At 66.5% G+C, this 22,332-nt stretch carries 24 protein-coding genes; 8 read left to right on the top strand and 16 right to left on the bottom strand.

Annotated elements, in window-relative coordinates:
* Positions 1 to 143: 143 nt before the first annotated feature.
* From HALKA_RS0108205 to purQ, 3 genes are all read left to right on the top strand, one after another.
* Entirely contained in the window at positions 144 to 797 is a 654-nt protein-coding gene (locus HALKA_RS0108205; RefSeq protein ID WP_026190222.1) for a DUF7504 family protein, read from the top strand.
* 77 nt (positions 798 to 874) lie between these two features.
* Entirely contained in the window at positions 875 to 1,132 is a 258-nt protein-coding gene (gene purS, locus HALKA_RS0108200; protein WP_018257527.1) for a phosphoribosylformylglycinamidine synthase subunit PurS, read from the top strand.
* Positions 1,129 to 1,809 (top strand): phosphoribosylformylglycinamidine synthase I, encoded by a 681-nt coding sequence (purQ, locus tag HALKA_RS0108195; RefSeq protein WP_018257526.1) that lies wholly within the window; start codon positions 1,129 to 1,131, stop codon positions 1,807 to 1,809. The genes purS and purQ overlap by 4 nt, the downstream gene beginning before the upstream one ends.
* Before the next feature lie 47 nt (positions 1,810 to 1,856).
* Here the strand turns inward: purQ and HALKA_RS0108190 are convergent, their stop codons facing one another.
* From HALKA_RS0108190 to aglM, 4 genes are all read right to left on the bottom strand, one after another.
* On the bottom strand, positions 1,857 to 2,594 hold the full coding sequence (locus HALKA_RS0108190) for a DUF4013 domain-containing protein (RefSeq protein WP_018257525.1): 738 nt from the start codon (positions 2,592 to 2,594) through the stop codon (positions 1,857 to 1,859).
* Between the two features lie 302 nt (positions 2,595 to 2,896).
* Positions 2,897 to 3,973: an archaeosine biosynthesis radical SAM protein RaSEA gene (locus tag HALKA_RS0108185; protein WP_018257524.1), complete on the bottom strand. Its 1,077-nt coding sequence runs from the start codon at positions 3,971 to 3,973 to the stop codon at positions 2,897 to 2,899.
* A gap of 61 nt (positions 3,974 to 4,034) precedes the next feature.
* Positions 4,035 to 4,421 (bottom strand): VanZ family protein, encoded by a 387-nt coding sequence (locus tag HALKA_RS0108180; protein ID WP_018257523.1) that lies wholly within the window; start codon positions 4,419 to 4,421, stop codon positions 4,035 to 4,037.
* On the bottom strand, positions 4,418 to 5,713 hold the full coding sequence (gene aglM / locus HALKA_RS0108175; protein WP_018257522.1) for a UDP-glucose 6-dehydrogenase AglM: 1,296 nt from the start codon (positions 5,711 to 5,713) through the stop codon (positions 4,418 to 4,420). Before aglM ends, HALKA_RS0108180 begins: the two co-directional genes overlap by 4 nt.
* Positions 5,714 to 5,795: 82 nt before the next feature.
* On the opposite strand from aglM, the gene aglF reads away from it, so the two are divergent.
* Positions 5,796 to 6,557 (top strand): UTP--glucose-1-phosphate uridylyltransferase AglF, encoded by a 762-nt coding sequence (gene aglF / locus HALKA_RS0108170; protein ID WP_018257521.1) that lies wholly within the window; start codon positions 5,796 to 5,798, stop codon positions 6,555 to 6,557.
* A 41-nt stretch (positions 6,558 to 6,598) separates the two neighbouring features.
* Positions 6,599 to 7,585: an SDR family oxidoreductase gene (locus HALKA_RS0108165; protein WP_018257520.1), complete on the top strand. Its 987-nt coding sequence runs from the start codon at positions 6,599 to 6,601 to the stop codon at positions 7,583 to 7,585.
* 14 nt (positions 7,586 to 7,599) lie between these two features.
* Here HALKA_RS0108165 and arcS read toward each other — a convergent pair whose 3' ends face one another.
* The 5 genes from arcS to HALKA_RS0108140 form a co-directional block, all read right to left on the bottom strand.
* Positions 7,600 to 9,372, bottom strand: coding sequence for an archaeosine synthase subunit alpha (gene arcS, locus HALKA_RS0108160; protein WP_018257519.1), 1,773 nt, complete (start codon positions 9,370 to 9,372; stop codon positions 7,600 to 7,602).
* A gap of 92 nt (positions 9,373 to 9,464) precedes the next feature.
* Positions 9,465 to 10,934, bottom strand: coding sequence for a tRNA guanosine(15) transglycosylase TgtA (gene tgtA / locus HALKA_RS0108155; protein ID WP_018257518.1), 1,470 nt, complete (start codon positions 10,932 to 10,934; stop codon positions 9,465 to 9,467).
* A 103-nt stretch (positions 10,935 to 11,037) separates the two neighbouring features.
* Positions 11,038 to 11,592 (bottom strand): PAS domain-containing protein, encoded by a 555-nt coding sequence (locus tag HALKA_RS0108150; protein WP_018257517.1) that lies wholly within the window; start codon positions 11,590 to 11,592, stop codon positions 11,038 to 11,040.
* Positions 11,593 to 11,635: 43 nt separating this feature from the next.
* Entirely contained in the window at positions 11,636 to 11,878 is a 243-nt protein-coding gene (locus HALKA_RS0108145; RefSeq protein WP_018257516.1) for a DUF7861 family protein, read from the bottom strand.
* Complete coding sequence (locus HALKA_RS0108140; protein WP_018257515.1) at positions 11,875 to 12,186, bottom strand: hypothetical protein; 312 nt, start codon at positions 12,184 to 12,186, stop codon at positions 11,875 to 11,877. The genes HALKA_RS0108145 and HALKA_RS0108140 overlap by 4 nt, the downstream gene beginning before the upstream one ends.
* Before the next feature lie 101 nt (positions 12,187 to 12,287).
* Between HALKA_RS0108140 and HALKA_RS0108135 the strand changes: the two genes are divergently transcribed.
* Entirely contained in the window at positions 12,288 to 14,084 is a 1,797-nt protein-coding gene (locus HALKA_RS0108135) for an L-aspartate oxidase (RefSeq protein ID WP_018257514.1), read from the top strand.
* 49 nt (positions 14,085 to 14,133) lie between these two features.
* Here the strand turns inward: HALKA_RS0108135 and HALKA_RS0108130 are convergent, their stop codons facing one another.
* The 7 genes from HALKA_RS0108130 to trmY all read right to left on the bottom strand — a co-directional run bounded on the left by HALKA_RS0108130 (position 14,134) and on the right by trmY (position 19,760).
* Positions 14,134 to 14,397, bottom strand: coding sequence for a hypothetical protein (locus HALKA_RS0108130; RefSeq protein ID WP_018257513.1), 264 nt, complete (start codon positions 14,395 to 14,397; stop codon positions 14,134 to 14,136).
* Entirely contained in the window at positions 14,394 to 14,621 is a 228-nt protein-coding gene (locus tag HALKA_RS0108125; protein ID WP_015762409.1) for a hypothetical protein, read from the bottom strand. Before HALKA_RS0108125 ends, HALKA_RS0108130 begins: the two co-directional genes overlap by 4 nt.
* 130 nt (positions 14,622 to 14,751) lie before the next feature.
* Positions 14,752 to 15,006 carry a hypothetical protein gene (locus HALKA_RS0108120; protein WP_026190219.1) on the bottom strand — a complete coding sequence of 85 codons (255 nt, stop codon included), beginning with the start codon at positions 15,004 to 15,006 and terminating at the stop codon, positions 14,752 to 14,754.
* A gap of 124 nt (positions 15,007 to 15,130) precedes the next feature.
* Positions 15,131 to 15,676 carry an NUDIX hydrolase gene (locus HALKA_RS0108115; RefSeq protein WP_018257511.1) on the bottom strand — a complete coding sequence of 182 codons (546 nt, stop codon included), beginning with the start codon at positions 15,674 to 15,676 and terminating at the stop codon, positions 15,131 to 15,133.
* Positions 15,677 to 15,733: 57 nt separating this feature from the next.
* Positions 15,734 to 17,788: a hypothetical protein gene (locus tag HALKA_RS0108110; protein ID WP_018257510.1), complete on the bottom strand. Its 2,055-nt coding sequence runs from the start codon at positions 17,786 to 17,788 to the stop codon at positions 15,734 to 15,736.
* Between the two features lie 70 nt (positions 17,789 to 17,858).
* A complete protein-coding gene (locus tag HALKA_RS0108105; protein ID WP_018257509.1) occupies positions 17,859 to 19,097 on the bottom strand; it encodes a BamB-related PQQ repeat family beta-propellar protein in 1,239 nt (412 codons plus the stop codon).
* A gap of 63 nt (positions 19,098 to 19,160) precedes the next feature.
* Positions 19,161 to 19,760 carry a tRNA (pseudouridine(54)-N(1))-methyltransferase TrmY gene (trmY, locus tag HALKA_RS0108100; protein ID WP_018257508.1) on the bottom strand — a complete coding sequence of 200 codons (600 nt, stop codon included), beginning with the start codon at positions 19,758 to 19,760 and terminating at the stop codon, positions 19,161 to 19,163.
* A 279-nt stretch (positions 19,761 to 20,039) separates the two neighbouring features.
* Here trmY and HALKA_RS0108095 point away from each other — a divergent pair, with 279 nt between their 5' ends.
* Positions 20,040 to 20,402 carry a hypothetical protein gene (locus HALKA_RS0108095; protein WP_018257507.1) on the top strand — a complete coding sequence of 121 codons (363 nt, stop codon included), beginning with the start codon at positions 20,040 to 20,042 and terminating at the stop codon, positions 20,400 to 20,402.
* 90 nt (positions 20,403 to 20,492) lie between these two features.
* Positions 20,493 to 21,578 (top strand): hypothetical protein, encoded by a 1,086-nt coding sequence (locus tag HALKA_RS0108090; RefSeq protein ID WP_211206020.1) that lies wholly within the window; start codon positions 20,493 to 20,495, stop codon positions 21,576 to 21,578.
* Positions 21,579 to 22,332: the final 754 nt, after the last annotated feature.

Below are 22,332 nucleotides of genomic sequence, written 5' to 3'. Positions count from 1 at the left end.
GGTCGAACCACGTCGGCAGCCGGTCCCAGCAACCACCGAGCAGTGCGGTGTGAGCCACTCGACAGCCCAGAGTGCGGTGCGGTCGAGTCGAGTCGCCGACGGCGAATGGACCGGGAGCGACGCGCGAGTCGCTGGAGATCGACATGAGCCACGTGCAGACGCGATACGGGTTCGAGGGAGTGCCACTGGAGCCGGTTCCAGCCGGGACGAACCTGCTGGTGACGGGGCCGTCGCTCGGTGGCCTGCGCCAGCTTTCGCTGGGCCTCCTGTCTGGGCCGGCCGACGAGGGGCTCTTGCTCGTGACTGCGGACGTGAGCGCCAGTGAGGTCGTCGCCGACTTCGAGGCGGTCGGTGGTGACGCGGACCCGGGGAGAATGTGTCTCGTCGACTGTACACACGAGAGCGACGGGACAGAGAGCGACCGCGTTCACGGTGTCGCGACGCCGGCCGACCTGACGGGGATCGGTATGTCGCTCTCCGCGCTGTACGAGCAACTGTACGACGACGGACTACAGAGAGTCCGGGTGGGTGTGTACACGCTGGGTCCGTTGCTCGTGTACGCCGACGACGTACGTCCGGTGTATCGGTTTTTGCACACCGTTGCCGGGCGTGTCAGAGCGGCGGACGGACTGGGTGTCTGTGCCGTCGATCCCGCGGCACACGACGAACGGACGATTCGGAGCGTCGCGCAGGCGTTCGACGGGAGAGTCGAGCTCCGCGAGGGCGACGCCGGGCACCAGCTTCGTGTTCGGGGCCTGTCCGGACAGCCCGACGGCTGGCTGGACGTGACTCTGTAGAGATCTGTCGAAGTCTGGTTGCGCCGGCACGGGCGAGAACACAAGCGTTTTGCCCGGTCCCCACCGTCGGTTCACCAATGACTGACTACACCGCGACCGTGACGGTCAGGCTCAAGCGGGGCGTCCTCGATCCCGAAGCCGAGACGACCAAGCGAGCGCTCGAACGGCTGGGGTTCGAACTCGACGCGCTCCGATCGACGGACCGCTACGAGCTCGATCTGGCCGCCGAGAGCGAGGACGAGGCTGCCGAACGGGCCGGTGAGATGGCAGAGCGGCTCCTGGCGAACCCGACCATCCACGACTACGAGGTGGCGGTCGAGCGGGCCGAGGCATGACCGTCGCCGTCGTCCGCTTTGGCGGTTCGAACTGCGACCGCGACTCGGTGCAGGCGCTGTCTCATCTGGGAATCGACGCCGAACTCGTGTGGCACGAGGACGGCCTCCCGGAGGATATCGAGGGCGTCATGCTCCCCGGTGGGTTCTCTTACGGCGATTACCTGCGAGCGGGTGCGATGGCGGCACGGTCGCCGATCATGCAAGAGGTCCGCGAGGTCGCGGCCGAGGGGGTCCCGGTACTGGGCGTCTGCAACGGTGCGCAGATCGGCTGTGAGTCGTCGCTGACGCCCGGTGCGTTCACGACGAATCGGAGCGCACGCTTCCAGTGTGAGCACGTCCACCTCCGCGTCGAGAACGCCGACACGCCGTGGACGGCCGCCTACGACGAGGGGCAGGTCGTCGAGTTCCCGATCGCTCACGGCGAAGGCCGCTTCGAGATCGACGACGACCGACTCGAAGCACTCGAAGCCGACGACCGGATTCTGTTCAAATACTGCGACGAGAGCGGCGCGGTCCACGACGGTGCGAACCCGAACGGGTCGAAGCACAACGTCGCCGGCATCACGGGCGAGGACGACACGGTCGCCGTCATGATGCCCCACCCCGAGCGCGTCTCGCTGCCCGACATCGGTGCCGTCGAGGGCCAAGGCGTCCTTCGCGGATTCGCGGAGGCGTAGGTCAGCGAACCGCCGTGGGACGGTTTCGATCGAACAGGCGACCGCGCTCAGAACGTCCCGTCTGCGGGTGCGCTGGGGTCTCCGGAACTCACGTCGGTGCCGCGAGCGAGGGGCGGTTCGCCGTACTCCTCTTCGTACGCGTCGGCGAAGCCGCTGCCCCAGACGTAGAAGATCGCCGACTGGAAGACGAACTGCACCCACGGGATCGCCAGCAAGCCGACGATCGTGAAGCCGAGGACACTCCCGACGACCGAGGCGATGATGTTGACGGCAAAGGCGAGCAACACGGCAACCAGCATCGTCCGGTTGGTCACGAGCGTCCTGACGACGTCGAGATCGAAGGCCGCTGAGACGCTGTCCTTACGGACGAAGTTCGCCGTCGCGACCGGCACGGCGACGGCGACTGCGATCAGGCCCACGAAGTAGCACAGCACGGCGATCAACACCGCGAGGAAGAACAGCCCCTCGTTCCCGGAGACCACACCCAGGACGGCGACGATCGCAGCGGGAATCATCGCGACGAGCAGCGCGCCGATCGTGTACGGGAGCACGACGAGGAGGTATCGAAGGCCGTCGACCGTCGCCTCGATCAGATCGAGTTCGTCCCACTCGGGAGGCGTCGCCGTGTCGCCGCCGAGTGCTCGGCGCATGACTTCGAGCATGTACCCCTGGAACGTAAACAGCGGCACGACGAAGAAGCCGAGAATCACGACCAGCCCACCGATCCCGACACGCTTGAGCCACTTGTCTCCCTGCAACTGATACTTGATCGCATCTTCCAACATAGATGCTTGAGAGTCCTATGGAGGCGGGATATAAGTTGTGCATGTGCGCACCCGAACACTCGATCCTCACGAGCTGATCGCCACGCCCTCGGCTGGGTGCGTATCGTCTCGGAGGATGGGAACGAGGGGCCATGGAGCGTGTGACAAGATCCTGACCCCTAACCGTCGGTACGAGATCCAGGAATAAAAAGACGGGGTTACCGGAGTGAAAGTGAAAACGAGTGTAAGGAGACATCTACTGAGACTCTCTGCAGACCAGCGGGCCAGCGACTCTCACAGTTTCTGGCAGGGACTGGGGACGGCTATCGGGCCAGGGGGAGCGAGTAACTCGCTTCGCGCTCGACGACGGCGTTCCAGGTCGCCGCGCAGTCACAGGTGACTTGCTCGAAGACGCTCGGGTCCTGACGGAGGTCGAAGTCCTTGATGGCGCGCTGGGCGCGGTCGTCGCACTCTCCGCAGTTGTGCGGGCCGCGGTCGCTCCCGTGGCCGACGGGGTCCGAGACGACGATCACGTCCTCGTCGGCGGTCGACTCCAGCACCTCGCACACCGACCAGAGCCACGGCGGCCGGTATCCCTGGTCGTGAAACAGCTCTTCGACCATCGTGTAGCGCTGGACGTTACAGGGGTTCATCGAGACGGTGTGACACCCCTCGACGTCGGCGCACTTGCGCACGGAGCGTTGCATGTCTTCGATCGCCTCCGACTCCGTGAGGAAGGGCGGTTTCATCAGGAGATACGCCTTGACGCCGCCACCGGCGGCCTGTGCCTGTGCGGCCGCGTCCTCGAAGTCCGAAAAGTCGAAGTACTTGTTCACGCAGTCCCGGCGGACGCGGTCTGTCGCCGTTTCGAGGCCGACCGCGATGTCGGTCTCCAGTCCCGCGTCGACGAACTCTGCGACCTTCTCGCGGTCGACGAAGTCGGGGAGAGACTCGACGACGATCCGGTCGCGGTCGGCGAACGTCTCGGCGATCGCTCGGCGCGTCTCGGCTCCGACCTCGCGTTCGTCGAGAAATGAGCCGGAGGTGTAGATCTTGATCAGCCCGGCCTTCTCGTCGGCCTCTTCGTCCTCGTGATCGAGACAGTACTGGATCTGGGCCATCAGGTCCTCGTGGGCGACGCTGCCGCCGTCGACGCTCTCTGCGACGTAGCCACACATCGTACAGCCACCGGCGCGGGCCCACCGGCAGCCGCCGGTGTTGAGGATGATCGTCAGGCTCTGGTAGACGCCGTCGGGCGTGTTGTCCTCGTCGAGCCAGACGCGGGTCGGTTCGCGGGGGTCGTAGGACGCGTCGTTGCGCGAGCGGACCTCGCGCATCACCTTGTTGTGGGCGTCCATGCCCTTCCCCTGTTCGTAGACTTCGGGCGTGGGCGTGCTCATTACCGTAGCAGTACGGTCCGACGCGTAAAACGCACCCGGTCCGCGCCGGCTCCGTGCCCGGTCAGCGGCTGGTCAGTCCTCGGAGGCCGACACCGGCGACCGCACCGACGGCGTTGGCAGTAGCGTCCAGCAGCGACGGTGTCCGCGTCGGAGCGAGGCCTTGCAGACCCTCGATCGCCACGCCGTACAGGACCACTGCGACGACGACCGCTGCCACCGCCCGCGCGTCGCGGGCCGACCAGGCCGTCGCCGCCAGCACCGCGAGCGCGCCGTAGCCGACGGCGTGCAGCCACAGATCGACTGCGACGAGTCCGAGCGGACCGGTGGCACCGAGTCCCGCCCCCGACGCCGGCAGCAGCGACGCGACGAGCACCCCGACGGCGTATCCGACTGCCAGCAGCGCCCACCTGTGGCGCTCGACCGTGGCCGCCACGCGGCGCACGCTCACCACGTCAGTCCTTCGTAGGTGATGCCGTCGCGGCGCTCGACGACGTGGCGGCCGTCGACGACGACCGATGTCGCCATCTCGTCGAACTCGTCGTCGAGTGCGGCGAACTCGTCCCAGGCCGTGACGACCACGGCACCGTGAGCGCCCGTCAGAGCGTCCGCCGCGGAATCGGCGGCGACGAAATCGACATCGGGCGCGTACTCGCGGAAGCTCTCGACGGCGACGGGATCGTAGGCGACCACGTCGGCACCTCGCTCGTGGAGTCCCTCGATGACCGGGATCGCACGCGTCCCGCGAACGTCGTCCGTGCCGGGCTTGAAGGACAGTCCCAGCACGGCTACCTGTTTGCCCGCCACGTCGACGTGGTCGTCGAGCAGGGAGAGCAAGCGTTCTGGCTGGCGGTCGTTGACGTCGACGCCGGCCTTCAGCAACTCGGGGTCGTAGTCGGCGTCCTCGGCGGCGGCGATGAGCGCGGCCACGTCTTTCGGAAAGCAGCTTCCTCCCCATCCCAGTCCCGACCGGAGGAATCGCTCGCCGATGCGGTCGTCGAGTCCGATCGCGTCGGCGACCTCGTAGGCGTCGACGCCGTACTCCTTGCAGATGTTCCCGAGTTCGTTGATGAGGCTCACCTTCGTCGCGAGGAAGGAGTTGTTGGCGTACTTGATCATCTCGGCCTCACGGAGGCCGGTGCGGACGACCGGGGCTCCGGTCTCCTCGACCAGTGGCTCGTAGAGCCGATCGAGCGTCTCGTAGGCCCGCTCGTCGGTCGCCCCGAAGACGATCTTGTCCGGGTCCATGAAGTCCGCGACGGCGGTCCCCATCCGGAGGAACTCGGGGTTCATCGCGATCCGGAAGTCCTCGCCGACCGCGAGGTCGCCGGCTTTCTCGATGGCCGGTGTGACGACCGCTTCGGTGCTGCCCGGGATCACCGTGCTCTTGACGATCACGAGGTGGTCGCCGTCGGACGGCAGCACCTCGCCCAGCGAGCGCCCGCCCGCCTCCATGATCGAGAGGTCGTTGCTCCCGTCGTCGTTGGCGGGCGTCGGCAGCGCCAGGAACGTCGCGTCGGTCTCGCGGACGGCCGCGTAGTCGGTCGTCGCCCGCAGGCGGTCGCCCGCGTGGCGCTCGATGCGCTCTGCCAGACCGGGTTCGTGGATCGGTGCGTCGCCGTCGTTGATCGCGGCGACGGTCGACTCGTCGATGTCGATGTTGACCACGTCGTGTCCGAGGTCGGCCAGGCAGGCTGCGAGCGTCGTCCCGACGTACCCGCTGCCGACGATGCTGACGTTCATTGGCCGCCAGTTGTCCGGGACTGGACTTGAGGATTCTGTTCGACCGATAGCCTTTAGCTGACTGACTGGTGAATGGGAACGTATGAAAGCTGTCGTCCTCGCCGCCGGGGAAGGCACCCGGCTCCGCCCGCTGACCGAAGACAAGCCCAAAGGAATGGTCGAAGTCGCCGGCAAGCCGATTCTCACTCACTGCTTCGAGCAACTGATCGAGCTCGGTGCCGACGAACTGCTCGTCGTCGTCGGCTACAAGAAACAGGTCATCATCAACCACTTCGAGGACGAGTTCGAGGGCGTCCCGATCACGTACGCCCACCAGCGCGAACAGAAGGGGCTGGCCCACGCCCTGCTGACCGTCGAGGAGCACATCGACGACGACTTCATGCTGATGCTCGGCGACAACATCTTCCAGGCGAACCTCCGGGACGTGATCAACCGCCAGCGCGAGGAGCGGGCAGACGCCGCCTTCCTCGTCGAGGAAGTGCCGTGGGACGAGGCCTCTCGCTACGGGGTCTGTGACACCAACAAGTACGGCGAGATCGAGGAGGTCGTCGAGAAGCCCGACGATCCGCCGTCGAACCTCGTGATGACCGGGTTCTACACGTTCACACCGGCGATCTTCCACGCGTGTCACCTCGTCCAGCCCTCCAATCGCGACGAGTACGAGATCAGCGACGCGATCGACCTCCTGTTGCACTCCGGGCGGACCATCGACGCCATCCGGATGGACGGCTGGCGCACCGACATCGGCTATCCGGAGGACAGAGACGCCGCCGAGAAACGACTCACCGGCGGTGCCGAAGCCGACGACGGTGAGGCCGTGCAGGCGGTCGACGGCGCGGAGTAGTCCCGACGGATTTTTACTGACAGCCCGTCCCGACTCTGACAATGAAGATTCTCGTCACCGGCGGTGCGGGGTTCATCGGCGGCCACATCGCAGAGCGGTTCGTCGTCGACGGGCACGACGTGGTCGCGCTGGACAACCTCGATCCGTTCTACGACGTGGACATCAAACGGCACACGATCGAACGGTGTCGCGAGCACGCGGCGTCGGGCGACGGTCGCTACGAACTGGTTGAGGGCGACGTGCGCGACGCCGACCTCGTCTCGGAGCTGGTCGCCGACGCCGACTACGTCTACCACCAGGCAGCACAGGCCGGTGTCCGTCAGAGCGTCGAGAACCCGCGCAAGTACGACGAGGTCAACGTCGACGGGACGCTGAACTTACTGGATGCCGCCCGCGAGACCGGTATCGAGCGGTTCGTGATGGCGTCCTCGTCGTCGGTGTACGGCAAACCGCGGTACCTGCCCTACGACGAGGAGCATCCGACGACGCCGGTCAGTCCCTACGGAGCGTCCAAGCTCGCGGCCGAGCGGTACGTCTGTGCCTACAGCGAGGTGTACGACCTGTCGGCGGTCGCGCTGCGCTATTTCACCGTCTACGGGCCACGGATGCGCCCGAACATGGCGATCTCGAACTTCGTCTCGCGCTGTCTCGACGGCCGCTCCCCCGTCGTCTACGGCGACGGGAGCCAGACGAGAGACTTCACCTTCGTCGAGGACGTGGTCGAGGCGAACGTCGCACTGCTGGACACCGACGCGGCCGACAGCGAGGCGATCAACGTCGGCTCGACGGACAACATCGAGATCGAGACGCTGGCCGAGGAGATCCGCGACCAGCTCGCGCCCGATCTCGATCTGGTCTACGAGGACCGCCACGACGCCGACGCCGAGCACACCCACGCCAGCACCGAGCGGGCCGCGGAGCTGCTGGGCTACGAGCCCGAGTACACGATCCGCGAGGGCGTCTCTGCCTTCATCGAGTGGTACCGCGAGAACCGCGAGTGGTACGAGCCGCTGGTCCGCAACTCCTGACGGTCACGGCACCGCTACTGTTCTTCGACGTGGCGCACCTGGCAGGCGATCCCGCGGGTGGCCTCGTCCATCGCCGGGCCGGGCATCGTCGCGCGACCGACGCCGAAGGCCGACGGGCCTTCGATCACGACCTCGTCGCCGACGCGGATCTCGTCGGCCGCGTCCACGACGCCCGGCGCGAGCACGGAGCCGTGTGGCACGAAGTCGTCGATCGCGACGCGCTTGACCGACACGTCCGAGTCGACCCACCGTCGGGCTCCCGCGATCGTGAGCCCGAGGACGCCGTACTGCTGGGTCAGCGCCGCCAGCTGTTCGCCCTGGCCGCCGTCGGTCCGTTCGCCGTGGGCCCGTAGCTGGGGGTACGTCCCCTCCGCGGTGAGCGTGTCGCCGAAGATCTCGTCGCCCGCACCGGCCCCGAACTGGTAGTCTGCCACCGCCCGGAGCGTGTTGTGCTGTCGCTCGCGCTTGCGGTACTTCGGGTACCCCTCCAGCGCCCCGGCGAGGTTCGCCAGCGAGTCCGCCGTCGTCGGGTGATCCTCGACGGTGTAGGTGAAAGACTGGTCGAGGCGCTCCTCGACGCGCTCGCAGATCTCGCGGTACCCCTCGCCGGGGACGTGGACGATCACTTCGGGGTAGTCGGTGCCGTCGAGGTAGCCTTCGAGCACGTCGGCCACGAACTCGATCTCGTTGGCGCTCCACCGCCCGGTCACCACGGAGTCGTAGTGCTGGGCCGGATAGGTGAGCTCCAGTTCCTGTGGGACGACGCCGATCGGCGACGTCATCGACGCCATGTGGCCACGGAACTGGATCGCCCGGTGGTACTGCTCGTGGCTCTGTGAGTCGCTGTAGGGCTTGCGCGCCGAGCAGGGGACGATGACGAGGGGCTGCTCGTCGAAGCGGGGCCGGTACCGCTCGGTGACCCGCTGTGCGAACCGCTGGATCTCGACCCGGCGCATCGTGTCTTCGGTCGCGGCGGTGATCTCCTCGCGTCGGTAGATCGGCGTGTGTCGTTCGAGGTAGGCGTACTGCTGGTCGAGTCGGCGCATCGTCGCCGTCAGCCACTGGTCCTGGCGGGCCTGGCCCTCGACGTAGTCACGCAGCCGGCCGTCTCGGATCCGGCGACGGACCCGGGCCAGCTCCGCTTCCAGCGCGTTGACGTTGTGGTCGACACAGTCCTGTCGGTCGAACTCCTCGCGGGGCTTGCGGCAGGCCGGACACGAGCAGGGCAGTTCGTCGAGGTCTTCCAGGAAGTAGGCGTCGTCGGTCGTCAGGTATCTCCCCTGTGTCCCCCGGACGACGGCCCGGTCCCGATCGACGAGGTCGACGCCAGCGTAGACCAGCGTGGCGACGTTGCGCGGCGTCGCGACGCCCGACAGCATCAGAGCGGTGTCGTCCGGAATCGCTTCGCGCGTCTCGATAACGGCCTCGACGAACGCTTCGGCGTGGCCGACGAGCCCGGCGGCCTCCGAGAGGACGTACGCGTCCGCGCCGTGGTCCTCGGCCGTCGCCGTCGAGACGACGGCGGCGCTCGGATAGTCCACGTCCGGATAGTCGACGGCGAACGCCTCGGCGACCTCCTCGGGCGTGCCGCCGGGGAGGCCGCGGTGCGGGAGGACGGTGAGGACGCTCTCGTCGCCCGCTGGCACGTCTCGCTCCGTCGGCCAGAGGCTTCCGGCGTCCGCGAGGTGGTCGTCCACGACCGCGGGCGTCGTGACCGGATCGGCCAGCCGCAACTCGGCCAGCCGCGCCGCGCCGTCGCGCTCGTGAACCTCGAAGTAGTCGGTCATGGCCCTGTATCGGCCACGGGGACCCAACTATCTTGCGAGTCTCCCCGGCCGGCGAGTCGCCACACGACGGGACTGCAGACACGGCATACCGGTTAGTCCTCGCCGAGGTGGCGAACCGTCACCGAGTCGGGCACGCGAGCCAGCGCGCTCTCGGGCCACTCGAACTGCGCGAGCGTGACCGTCGCGTCGGGGTTGCACTCTGCCAGGCGGGCGACGCCGTCGGCGGCGGTCTCGTAGGCCTGTGGGGAGAGTCGCTCGGGAACTTCGGCGGTGAAGGGGTAGGCGTCGCTCATCTCTCTGGGATAGGGGCCGAACGGGGGCGTCACCTGCCAGCTCTCGTCGTACCCCTCGTCGCGCTCGCCCTCGGTGAGCAGGATCGAGCCCGACAGGTCGAAGCGGTCGAGCCGCTGGTGGTGGCGCACGACCTCGGGGCGGCGCGCGCTCTCCGTCGACGTGTGGAAGACGGTGTCCTTGGCGATCCGATCGGTCGTTTCCAGCTGCTCGGCGTGGTCCAGCAGCGTCCGGTAGCCGTCGAGCATCGTCGGGTGGGCACGGGCCCGCGAGTCGACCAGTTCCATGAGGTCGCCGTCCCTGATCGCCTGCTTGATCGTCCGGATCTCGCCGTAGGTGACGTGGAGGTTGTGGCGGGCCAGCAGGTCCTCGCCGCGCTGGTCGTCCATCGCCCTGAGGTCGGCGGGCTCGTACTCGACACAGACGGGACACGAGCAGGGGAAGTACTCCATGTCGTCGAGATGCTCGGTGCCCCGAACGGTGAGATACCGGCCGTCGCGAGCGTACAGCGCGTACGCCGCCGAGTCGAACAGGTCACAGCCAAGCGCGACGGCCATCGCGAACATCATGGGGTGGCCGGCCCCGAACAGGTGGACCGGTGCGTCCTCGCCGAGCCCGCGCTTGCAGGCCGCGACCACGTCCGCCAGGTCGTCGTAGCGGTACTCGTTCAGCAGCGGCACGACCGCGCCGACCGGGAACACGTCGAGGTCGGTCCCGTGTGCGTGCTCGGCCGCCCGCTCGCGCAGGTCGGGATAGGTCGAGCCCTGGATCGGCGCGGTCGTGAGCATCTCGCCGGTGTCGACGCCGTCGGCGATCTCCAGGCGCTCCTGGGTCGTCGCCAGCTCCGATTCGGCCCGCTCGCGGTCCACGTCCGGCGGTGTCGGGATGTCGACGGGCGTCCCGATGTCGCTCCCGATCTCCCGCTGGAAGGCCAGAATCTCCTCGGTCGTCACGTCGATCTCGCCGTACTCGGCCAGCTGGAAGGAGCCGGAGTCGGTCATGATCGCGCCGGGGAAATCGAGCAGCTCGTGGAGCCCCTGCCGTTCGGCCGGCTCGCGGAGGTCGTCGCTCTGGTGGAGGATGTAGCTGTTCGTGATGAGGATCTCCGCGCCGAACTCCGACGCCAGCGTCGCGGGCTCGATCGTCTGGACGTGGGGGTTGACGACGGGCAGGAGTGCGGGCGTCTCGACGGTGACGCCGGCCCGGGGCACCGTCAGCTCGCCCAGACGGCCGGCCGCGTCGTACCGGCCGACTTCGAAGTGGTCTCGCATTACCCGCAGTGGGACGAGCGCGTGCCTAAGGGTTGCGTTCCGCGACCGAGCGGTATCGATCTCTCGACGGTGGATCCTCGCTGCCCCGCGCTGGGCGGTCCCGTCACTCCCTTTCGTCGCCGACCTGTCGCTGGATCCCCAGCCAGTGTGTCACCGACCCGTCGGGGCCGGTGATCGGGGCCAATGAGACCCGGTTTCGAAATGGGGTCCCGTCTCGCCGGTAGTTCCGCAGTTCGACCGTGACGCGCTCCCAGATGTCTGTCGCCTCGCGGAGGTCGGCGACCGGTCCAGGCTCCGTGTCGGGACCCTGGAGAAAGCGGGGATTCTCGTCCAGTACCTCTTCGAGCGAGTAGCCCGTCAGGTCCCTGAAGGTCCGGTTCACGTACTGGATCGGGTTGTCCTGATACGCCGGCCCGGAGAGGGTGAGTCCGACTGGTGCGTCGTCCAGTAGCCAGAGCCGCCAGACGAGTTCCCGAGTCCATCCCTCGACCCGCTCGCCAGCCGGCAGGACGGTCGACGCGTCGAACGCTTCGATTCCGTCGTCGAACGCGTCCGTTCGGGCGTCGAGGTCGTAGCGCTCGACGACCGTCGGGAACCGCCTCCGGAACGTCTCCGGGCCAGCGGCGAGACAATCGGCGAGGTCGTCTCTGCGTCCCATCTCGTAGCCCTCGCTTGCGGTTTCGGTGCAAAACGTCTGTCGTTCACTCGCCCCGAACCCGGTACCAGACCGTTTCGCCGACCGGCGACCTGCCGTCGAGGTCGAGTCGTCCCACGAACAGGTCCCGGACGGCGAAGGTGACGGTCAGTTCGACGGACTCCCCGTCGTCGGCGCGGACCGTGACGACGCAGTGGCCGTCGCGTTCTTCGAGTGCCTCGATCTGCCCACGCTCCCACCGGTCGACGTGGTGGTCGGGCTCTCTGGCGTGGATGCGATCGTGGTTCACGACGGGCTCCCGTCACAGCAGACGGTGTAGCGAACGTCCGCGTCGACCAGGGCGGCGACCCGTTCGAGGACGGCCGTCGTCGTCTCCAGCGGGCCGAACTTGCTCACCGTCTCCCCGTCGGCTCGCAGGACGAGCGTCCACGCTGGGGCCCTCGCGGGCTCGTGACGCCGTTCGACGACGACTGTCCGGTCGGGACCGGCGAGTCGACAGTGGCCGTCGTCCGACACGGTCAGCGACACGCCCTCTCGGTCGCCGAACTGCTCTCGGAGCCCCGATTCGAGGGTGTCGGCGTGTTCCGGCTCGGTCACACCGGCCGTAGCGCCTCTCGACCGATACGTGTTTCGCGGTCTCGTTCGCCAACGCGCACGCGCGCGAAAGCCGTAAGCGTCCAGAGCCCCTTCGTTTCGGTGTGAGCAACCCAGACACTGCCGACAGCGACGAAACGTCTGTGCCCGGATACGAGCGAGTCGACGTCTCGGTACTCGTCGTCGGAGCGGGCGCTGCCGGCGCTCGTACGGCGATCGAACTCGCCGAGCGCGGCGTCGACGACGTGCTGGTGCTGGGCAAACGGAGCCACGGCGACGCGCACACGACGTGGGCACGCGGCGGTATCAACGGCGCACTGGGGACCCACGATCCGGATGACTCGTGGGCGATCCACGCCGCCGACACCCTCAACGAGGGCCACTTCGTCAACGACCCACAGAAGGTCGAGACGGTGACCAGACAGATGCCCGACCGCCTCAGGGAACTCGACGACTGGGGAATGGAGTTCTCCCGAACGGACGACGGCGAGATCGACCAGCGATTCTTCGGTGCCCAGTCGTTCCGCCGGACTGCGTTCGCGGGCGATCACACCGGCGAGTCGATGCTGGAGACGCTCGTCGAACGGGCACAGGAGCTGTCGGTGCCGTACCGCGAGAACGTGATGATCACCAAGCTGCTGTCGGACGGTGACCAGTGCTACGGCGCGGTCGGGTTCGACATGGACTCCGGCGAGTTCGTGCTCGTCAACGCGGGGACGGTCGTGCTCGCCGCCGGTGGCTATGCCGCGGCCTACAACCGCCATACGTCTCGCGACGACGAGAACAACGGCGACGGTCCGGCACTGGCCTACGACGCGGGTGCCGAACTTATGGACATGGAGTTCGTTCAGTTCCACCCGACGGGGATGGCGGTCGACGAAGACGATCCCGAGTGGGAGCCCTGGAGTGGGCGGCTCGTCACCGAGGCGGTTCGCGGCGAGGGAGGGCACCTCTACAACACCGACGGCGAGCGGTTCATGGAGCGGTACTCGCCGGACCAGATGGAGCTAGACGCCCGCGACGTCGTCGCCCGAGCGATCGCACAGGAGATCGCGGAGGGGCGTGGCACCGACAACGGCGGCGTCTACCTCGACCTCTCTCACAGAGACCGTACATTCATTCGAGAGCGTCTCCCGCGGATGTACGAGCGGTTCCAGGAACTGGGCGTCGACATGGCGACCGAACCCGTCGAAGTCGCGCCGACGGCCCACTACGGCATGGGCGGCGTCGCCGTCGACGAGCACGGGGAGACGGCCGTCGACGGACTGTTCGCGATCGGCGAGACGATGGCCGGCGTCCACGGTGCCAACCGACTCGGTGGCAACTCGCTGGCAGAGACCGTCGCGTTCGGCGTCGTTGCGGGCGAACGGATCGCAGATCGCGTCGACGGAGCGGGGCACCTGCCCGAGACGGTCGTCTCCGATATCGCCGAGCCGCAGTTCCGTGATCTGGCGACACTGGCCGGTCGAGACGGCGCTCACGACGTGATGGACGTGTTTACCGAACTACAGGACCTGCTGTGGGAACACGCGGGTCTCCTGCGAACGGACACGTCATTGCGGGCGGGCCTCGACGCACTCGACGAGGTCCGTCAGAAGGCCGCCGACATGGACGTGGGTCCGACGACGAGTTCGTCCTTCGAGTTCGCGATCGACATCGGCTTCATGCTGACCGCCGCCGAGGCGGTCCTGCGTGGCGCACTCGAACGGACCGAGTCCCGGGGCGCACACTACCGGACCGACGAGACCGAGACGGATCCGGACTGGCAGTGCAACATCTACTTCGAACGCTCCGATGTCGGTGGCATGCGGACCGAGACGCGACCGGTCGGCACGCCGAGCGACGCCGTCCAGGCGGCTCTCGACGAAGGACACGAACTGGATTACCACCAGCTCGAATGACGCTGCTCGGGCGTCCTGCGAGTCGATCCGATTCTGTAGCCGGTGGGAACTACTTGCCGTCCGGCACGTCGAAGTAGCCCAGCGCGTCCAGAATCGCCCCCATCAGGAAGCTGATCACGGCGAGCACGATGACGAGGCTGGTCAGCACCGTCGAGATCGGCTCCGGGAGCGTAAACTGGAAGGCCGCGATGAACACGCACGTGACGATCCCGACGACGAGGAGGAACGACCCCGCACTCGGGTCCTCGCCGGTCAGGAATTCGATTCCGGAGAGCGAACGATCCGGCTGTTCGTCTGCGAGGTCGTTGCTCATGTCTCGGCCTCGGGCGCGGCTCGCTGGACGATCTGGACGAGATGGGAGATCCAGAGCCCGCCAGTGAAGCCGAACAGCACGGAGACGACGACGACTTTCGTCATCAGCTCCAGTGGGGCGACTGCTGCCAGCAGGCAGAGCGTGCCAAACAGGAGCATCAATCCGTACTGGATGCGCGTCTCGGTGTCGATCCGTGTGAGTGGTCTGGTGATTGTCGAACGCATTGTATCTGTCTCGCCGCGGCTGCAGTGTCTGGTCGTCCCGTACACCGGCTCGTACTGTCAGCGGCCCATCTGTGAACGGCTCTGCCACCCCGAGGTGGCGAACCGCTTCACGAAGTGACAGTCGAGCGTTTCAGTCTCGGTGCCGTTCGAGCTCCGTTTCGATCTCGCCCAGCCTGCGGTAGATGGCGAGACCGAGAATCGTCGCGGGCCACAGGCCAACGAACTGCCCGCGCTGTTTGTCTCCCCGAACGTAGTAGTAGTACAGTGCCAGCGCGACGGAGGCGATCGAGGCCAGTGCCGCCGGGCCGAGCGTCCGTTCGGCGTCACCGCCCGTCTCGACTGTTAGTTCTTCTGTGGACACATTGTTAACTAGTCCCACGAACATATATCGCTTTGGTAAGAACTTTGCGAGAATTTTCCTGTCACCATCTCTTTGGCCGCTCTGAATCCTCCGAGACCGACGCCTCCGGGTGGCGCGTGGGCCACAGACGAACGGTCGAGAGACGCCGCTACCGCTCGAACAGCGCGTAGTAGAGCACGCCTGTCACGGTGCGCCCGTCCCGAAGCTCGTCTTCGCGGGCCGCATCGAGGAGTTCGTCGAGCGTCGTCGTCGCGACGCGGATCGACTCGTTGTCGTCGAGGTCCTGCTGGGCCGTCTGCTCGCAGTCGCGGGCGACGAAGTAGTGGAAGACGGCGTCTGCGAAGCCGTTGGCCGGCTCGACCGTCGTCAGGTGTTCGAGCGACCCGGCCTCGTAGCCGGTCTCCTCGGCGAGTTCGCGACGGGCGGCGACCTCGGGCCCGGCGTCGTCGGACTCCATCGAGCCGGCCGGGAGGCCGCGGTTCACGCGGCCGACCGCCTGTCGCCACTCCTCGATGACGACCACGTCGCCGTCGGGCGTCAGCGGGAGGACGACGACGCTCTCGCCCTCCGCGAGGTAGTCGAATTCGGCGTCGGTCCCGTCCGGGAAGCGAACGCGCTCGTTGCGTACGTCGAATCCCGCACAGCTGTAGGCGACGCTGCGCTCCAGGGTCTCCCAGGCGAGTTCGTCGGTCACGTCTCGGGGTGTGGAGACGACCGCCAAAAGATGCTCGGAAGCGTCGACGCCCAGGCGCTACAGCTTCTCCGCGTCGAGGGCCTGCTCGACGCGCTTGCGGGCCTGTGACAGCCGTCTGTCGACCGCTCGCTCGATGGGGTCGGGGAGGCCGTCTGCGGCCCGTTCGAGGTTGTCCGCGACCTGCCCGAATCCGCTCTGGACGGCGACGAGCCGACGGTCCGCTCCCTCTCGGTCGCCGTCTGCGGCCCGCCGGGCCGCTCGCTGTGCGGCGCTGCCGGTCGCTTCCAGTGCTCTGACGAGTCCCCGGACGGCGTTTGCCCTCCCGTCGAGGTCCAGTCCCTCGATCTCGGCGCGCGTCTCCTCGGTGATCGTCGCCAGAAAGCTCGCCAGCGATTCTTTCCCGGTGGTCGGCCGCTCGACCGCGATGCGGTCCTCGTCGGTCGGGTTCACGCGAACGGCCCCGAGTTCGTCGTCGCTGTCGCGGATCTCGCCCGTGTAGGCACCGCCGCGGTGGACGTAGACTGCGTCCGGCCCCTCGACCGGAGCGTCGTAGAGTCGTCCACCGAAGTCGTCTTCGAGCGCGAAGTCGGTCACGTCCGTCTCGCTCTCGGTCGGATCGACGGTCACCTTCGTCGCGTCCTCGCGAGCCACGAGCGGGATCTCGCCGTCGACGCCGGCCGCCGTCACGCCTCGGTCCTCGACCGTGATCGACTCGCTGTGTGGCTCGACACCCGCTCCGTTGACGGTGAGGCGGTGCTGGCCGGCATCGACGCCCTGTGCCACCGCGACCCCCCGGAACGTCGGGACGGCGCTCGGATCGCTCTCTAACAGCGCGACGGACTCGACCGCGCTGTCCTCGGTGGTCACGCCTTCCCCGTCCGGAGCCTCGCCGTCTTCGACGAGCGAGGAGACGGCGGTGACGACGGCGTTGATCGGTGCCGGCTCGCCGATCGCTGCGTACCGTTCGGCCAGTTCTCGGCGGTGGTTCGGGTCCGAGATGTCCGCTGCGGGGTTCTGGTAGCGAGGCTGGTTCCAGGGCTCGCCGGTCGTCGTGATGTGGCCGGCGACGGCGTCCTCGACGGCTTCCGGGACCGAGAACTCGAAGCTCAACTGCGGGCCGGTGAACCCGGAGATGTGTTCGATGTCGGCCGTCGATCGGAGCTCGTAGGCTACGTCCGCGTCGGTCCCGGGATCGTCGCGGCCCTCGAACTCGAAGACGAGCCCGGTCTCGCGCTCCGGGAGGTCCGTCGGCGGCGCGGAGAGCGAGTCGAACGACCTGACCGTCAGTTCGTCGGGCACGAGATCTTCGGGCTCGACTGCGGGCAGTCGCTCGTGCTCGTAGAGGGGTGCGCCGTCGAGTTCCGGGACGACGTAGGGGAGCCGACTCCCCTCGTCGCGGGGCAGCCCGTAGGCGACGGGGATCGAGGCGAGGGACTCGACATCGTCGACGACGCGGTTGGTGATGTCCGCGATGTCGCCGGCCGTCGGCAGTCGCCGGAAGCGGTCGCGTTCCTCGTTGACCGACAGCGCGCTCGAATGGGAGCCCAGTTCCTGGAGGATCCGCGGCACGGTCCGATCGGGGTCGAGAAACTCGTTGTTGGGCACGCTCCGGGAGTGGGAACTGGCGACGAACAGCGCGGGCTCGTCGCTGTCGGTGTCGACGAAGACGTGGAGCACCTCCCAGTCGTGCCAGTGGAAGTTCGTCGTGAACTGGTCGAAGGCGCTGTAGGCCCAGTACTGGACGACCGCGAGCGGGGAGTCGTCGTAGGTGACGACGTTGTGGAAGACGGTCGGATCCGGCGGCGTCTCGGCGGCTCGAAATCGTTCGGTGTAACCGTCGAGTGCGTCGAAGCCGTCCACGACGGTTTCGCCCTCGCGCTCGCTCTCGTAGGGGTGTGGGTCGGTCGGGAACCACTGCTCGGCGCTGTCGAAGTACAGCGTCGGTGCGAACCGCTCGGCCAGCTCGCGTGCGCGGCCCTCGTCGACCGGCGTCGTCGTCGCGTCCTCGCCGGCCTCCAGCGCGCTACAGCCGGCCACTGCGCTCGTCCCGACGGCGGCAGTAGCGGCGAGGAAGGCGCGCCGATCGAGGGGATCGGAGGCGTACTCTGTCACGTGTGCTCCTCGCCGGGCACGTCAAAAGGTCTTCTGGCACGTTCGGGACCGCACCAGCCGTGACCGTCGCTCACTCGTCGGCGACGATGCGGTACAGCCCGCCCGTGGGCCCCTCGCCCTCCAGCGACGCCTCGGAGGTCCGTTCGGCGACGTAGACCGCGTCGTCGGTGACCAGCGGGGTGCTGGTGACCTCGCCCTCGGCCGGGACGGCCCAGAGCTCTTCGCCGGTCGACTTCGCCAGCGCGGTCAGCTTCGGCTCGTAGGACCCGACGAGGACGTGCTCGCTGGTCACGGTCGGGCAGCCGATGACCGGGCCGCCGACGTCTGTCTCCCACTGCTCGTCGCCGTCGGCGGCGTCGAGAGCGTACAGCGATTCGTGCTGGTCGCCGACGTAGACGGTGCCCGTCGACCCCTCGACGGAGGGGCCGGCCATCACCGACGCGCCCAGATCGGTCTCCCACTCCTCGGAACCGTCCGACAGCGCGATGCGGTAGACCCTGTCGCTCCACGAGCCGAAGAACGCGCTCCCGTCCCAGGTCGCGATCGGCCCCTTGATCTCCTCGCCGGTGTCGTCGGTCCACAGGAACTCGTGGTCGGGGTACGACCAGCAGTAGAGGCGGCCGTCGTTGGAGCCGACGACCAGACGGCCGGCCTCGCGGTCGATCGCACACGTCGAGTGTGGGTGGTCCGTGATTCGGCGATCTTCCCAGCTGACCTCGCCCGTGACGGCGTCGAGCGCGAAGATGGCACCGCTCGGTTCGTAGTACTCGACGGCGACGTAGAGCCGCCCGTCGTGGTAGCCGGGACTGGAGCCGATGGCGTCGCCCAGCTGCGTGCGCCAGTACCGTTCGCCCGTCTCCAGATCGAACGCGTACAGCGCCCCGTCGTACGCGCCGACGTAGACGGTCCCGTTCGCGATCGCTGGTGTGCCGTGAAACCCTCGTGACGTGTCCGTGGCGTCGGCCCGCCACCGCCGCCTCCCGTCGGGCCGAACCGCCCACACCTCGCCGGTGTCGCCGGTGACGACGATATCGCCGGTCGGCGCCAGCACGGGACTGCCCTTCGCAGCGGTGTGCCCGCCCGTGTTGAGGCCGTCGAGCCGCCAGCCGACGGTCACCGACGAGGGGACCGTCTGCTCGGGGAACACGCCTCGTCTGGTGGTTTCGCCACGGAACTGCGTGTCGGCCGTCTCGGCTGGCGGTCTGTCCGGTCCGCCCCCGAGCGTCCGCAACCGACCGAGACAGCCGGCCGTCCCGATCGCCGCAGCCGTTCCCACGCCTTCGAGGAACCGCCGTCTGCGCTCGTTCATACCACTCTCCAACGCGGGGACCGAATCAAGTGGTTTTCGCACGCTTCCGAGGTCGCTCGTGGCTCACTCGTCGGACCGGTAGCCGTCGGTGTCGAGGAAGTTGTGGGCGACGGTGATCGCGTGGTTGGCGTGTAACGGCTGTGGCCCCAGTGAGAGCCGCTGGTCGGCAGCGTCGTCGAGCAAGTCCTGCTCCTCGTCGGCGAAATCTCGGTGGTCCGAGAGGACGAACACCGGATCGGTCGGCAGCGTCGCGTCGACGGCGGGGTCGCCGTCGGCGTGCAACTGGACGACCGTCCCCGCCGTCGCCACGTCTTCGAGCGTGCCCTCGAACCCTCGGCGAGTCAGCGAGATGCCGGGCGACGTTTCGACCGGAATGTGACCGATCGCCTCCTCGCGCTCTTCGAGGGCCGTGCGAATCAGGGCCGCCGTCGAGCGCTCGTCCGGGTTGAGCCGCCGGACCGTTTCGCTGTCGACGGTGACCGTGTATTCGTCGCCCAGCACGAGGTGGACGCGAACGTCCTCGCGGATGTCGTGACTCAGGAAGACGGCCGCCGAGACACACCGACAGAGCACGTCGAGTCGCCCCGCCGCCCCAGCGAGATCGTCAAGCGGGAAGTCGGGCGTCGTGGGCGCGTCGTGGCCGATGATGACGAACTGGCGCATACCGACGGGAAGACGGGCGATCACAAGAACGCTCGCTTTCCCGCTGGTGTTTCAGCCAGTATCGGCCGACTCACTGGAGCGGTTGGTTGATCGAGTTCGTTGAACCGGTACTCTCCCTCGCGAAGCACGTGTACTGCCGTCATCCGACGGCGCAATCTATCTATTCGGGGTTTGTACGGCCGAAAGATCTGCGTACTTTACCCACGTACATTGCCAACGGAAGTATCACTTTTGATATTTTGTCCGGTAGTTATAATCTGACGATCGTTTTCAGTTAACATGATGCCCCAAAACAACATCGCGTTCAAAAATAAGGGCGACATTCTAGTCGTCGAGGTGAAACACTGGGACGGGTCCCCAGAACAAATACAAGGTGCCGAACAGGAGTTCCTCGATATCGTCAGCAGTGACGACTACCGAGGCGTTGTCACTGACCTCGGTGACGTGGCTCTTGGTGCGGAAACCCAAAAGCACATTCGAGAAAGTTGGACGCAGTTGATAGAGGAAACCGACTTCGAACGCTTCGCATACGTCTCCGAGGGTGCCGGTGCGATGGCCACGAACGCGAACATCGAATCGGATGTCGCTACGAAAGCGTTTACCGATCGGTCGGAAGCTATCGAGTGGGCTCGTTCCCCTTGAGGATTCGTTCGACACCCAGACTCTAAACACATGCCATTTGATAGCAGCGATACGTCGACTCAGTCGAACGACCGGTTGTCCGGTCGAGCAGTGACAGACAAACGTGATCCGACCGACGACCAGCACCAGCCATCTCACTCGATCAGAGTACCAGAGTTTCGCACGATTCACTTCCCAGAACACGAATCAACACTGCTCGATTCAGTTTCTCCGGAAGAAGCGTCGAAGCATCGTCACGAGGTTGAGTCAGTTGAGTTGCCCGAGTCCCTTGCAACGCTCGTCACCGACACCGAACTGCTCAACGAGCGGCCGCTGTTTACTTGGAAGTGGATCTACCGGATCTTTGGAGACGAGTTGACTCTCGCAGCGGTACCAGACAGTACACGAGCTGAGGCCCAAGAGACGAAGTTCCTCGCTGGTGTGTACATCACGCTGCTTGACGACCTCGCAGAGCGTCGTAACGACGCTGAGACGTTCTGGGAACTGGCATCGGTCGCGTATCCGGGACGAACGCCCAACTGGGAACGTACGGGTATCGACACAGCCTACGCCGACAGTGCCAGACAGGTGTGGTCTGCCCTAGAGAGTCGTCTCGAAGCAACACCCAACTTTGACCGCCTCCGTGAACCGTACTTTTTCGATCTGCGTTCATGTTTCCAGGCGATGGATTTCACTCGGGTCGCCAACGGGTCGTACGGACTTATGAATCTACGAGAGATCTGGCAGTACGAGACGAGAGCAATCGGAATTCTCGGAACTGTCGGCGCAGACCTGTTCTACATCCCCTCTTTGGACAGCAGCACCTATCGAACGGTCAGACCGATATTACTCGCAGCGCAGTACCTCTGGCGACTGGGTAATTGGTTGATCACGTGGCGCAGAGAAGCCCACGAGGGAGACCACACTGCGGTCCTATTTGCGGAGGCGCTCCAACGCGGACTCATCAGCGAATCTGACCTCGTGCAACTGGACGGCGAGCATCCAGCGGTCGCCGACCGCGTCGTCGAGATTATCGACGAGGCGGATCTGGATGTCGCCCTGGCCGCCGAGTGGGAACGCCGCCACGACCACCTCGCTACGCGGATCGACGCGGCCAACGATATCGACCTCGACGGTTTACACACGAGCATGGCGTGGCTCATGCGGAGCCATCTCGCTACCGAAGGTAAGCGCTGACCCCTTTAGGACAGTGGGCCCCGTTTCCGCTCGCTGGCCCTCTCATTGCCGTAAAAAGTCTGATTGCTTCGGAGAAGAACCGTTTTCAGATACGTACGACTCTCCAGAGACCGTCGGGCAACTCGGCAGGCCCCCCGCCGCTGGAGATCAGCGTGATCCTCTTGGACGAGGAAACGATGCACTCCGTGAGGCTGGCGAGGATGGAGCGCTGTCGACCGCTTTCTGCATGGCCTCCCGTTCGTCCGTTCCCACGGTACCCTGTAGGGAAATTCTGGGATGGCGGCACGAGCGAAGTCTACCCACACGCTCCTGATACAGATCGACGGGCACGTCCTCGACGATGCTCACTGTCCGCCATCTCTGTGGCAGTCGGGACACCACTCGGTCGGGATCGGCGAGCCGCCGCGCGTCCCGCGCCGCATCCGGGCACCGCAGTCGGGACAGTGCTTCACGGGCGACACACCCCCTCGTCGCGGGCCGGACACCGTTGCAGTGGCTCTTCGATGTACCCCCCACAATAGTTACAGATCGGTCGGTGTCGGCCGTGATCGGCGCTCACGCCGACCACCCCCCAAAGCGTCCGCTAAGTGTCGGAAAACCCTAAAAAATGTACGCTCATCTCGATAGATCGTAACATCAATTCTGCTGGCGACTCAGTAGCAGCCAACGATGGACGAGCAGTCAGCTCAAGTGTTCCTTCCACCGCGTGAGCGATGCTTCGAGCGTCTCCGTCTCGCCCGGTTCGGCGAGACGG

Source organism: Halomicrobium katesii DSM 19301 (assembly GCF_000379085.1).
In the GTDB taxonomy this organism is placed as follows: domain Archaea; phylum Halobacteriota; class Halobacteria; order Halobacteriales; family Haloarculaceae; genus Halomicrobium; species Halomicrobium katesii.
Note: the sequence above shows the minus strand (reverse complement) of the source record. Positions and strands in the feature narration are given on the sequence as shown.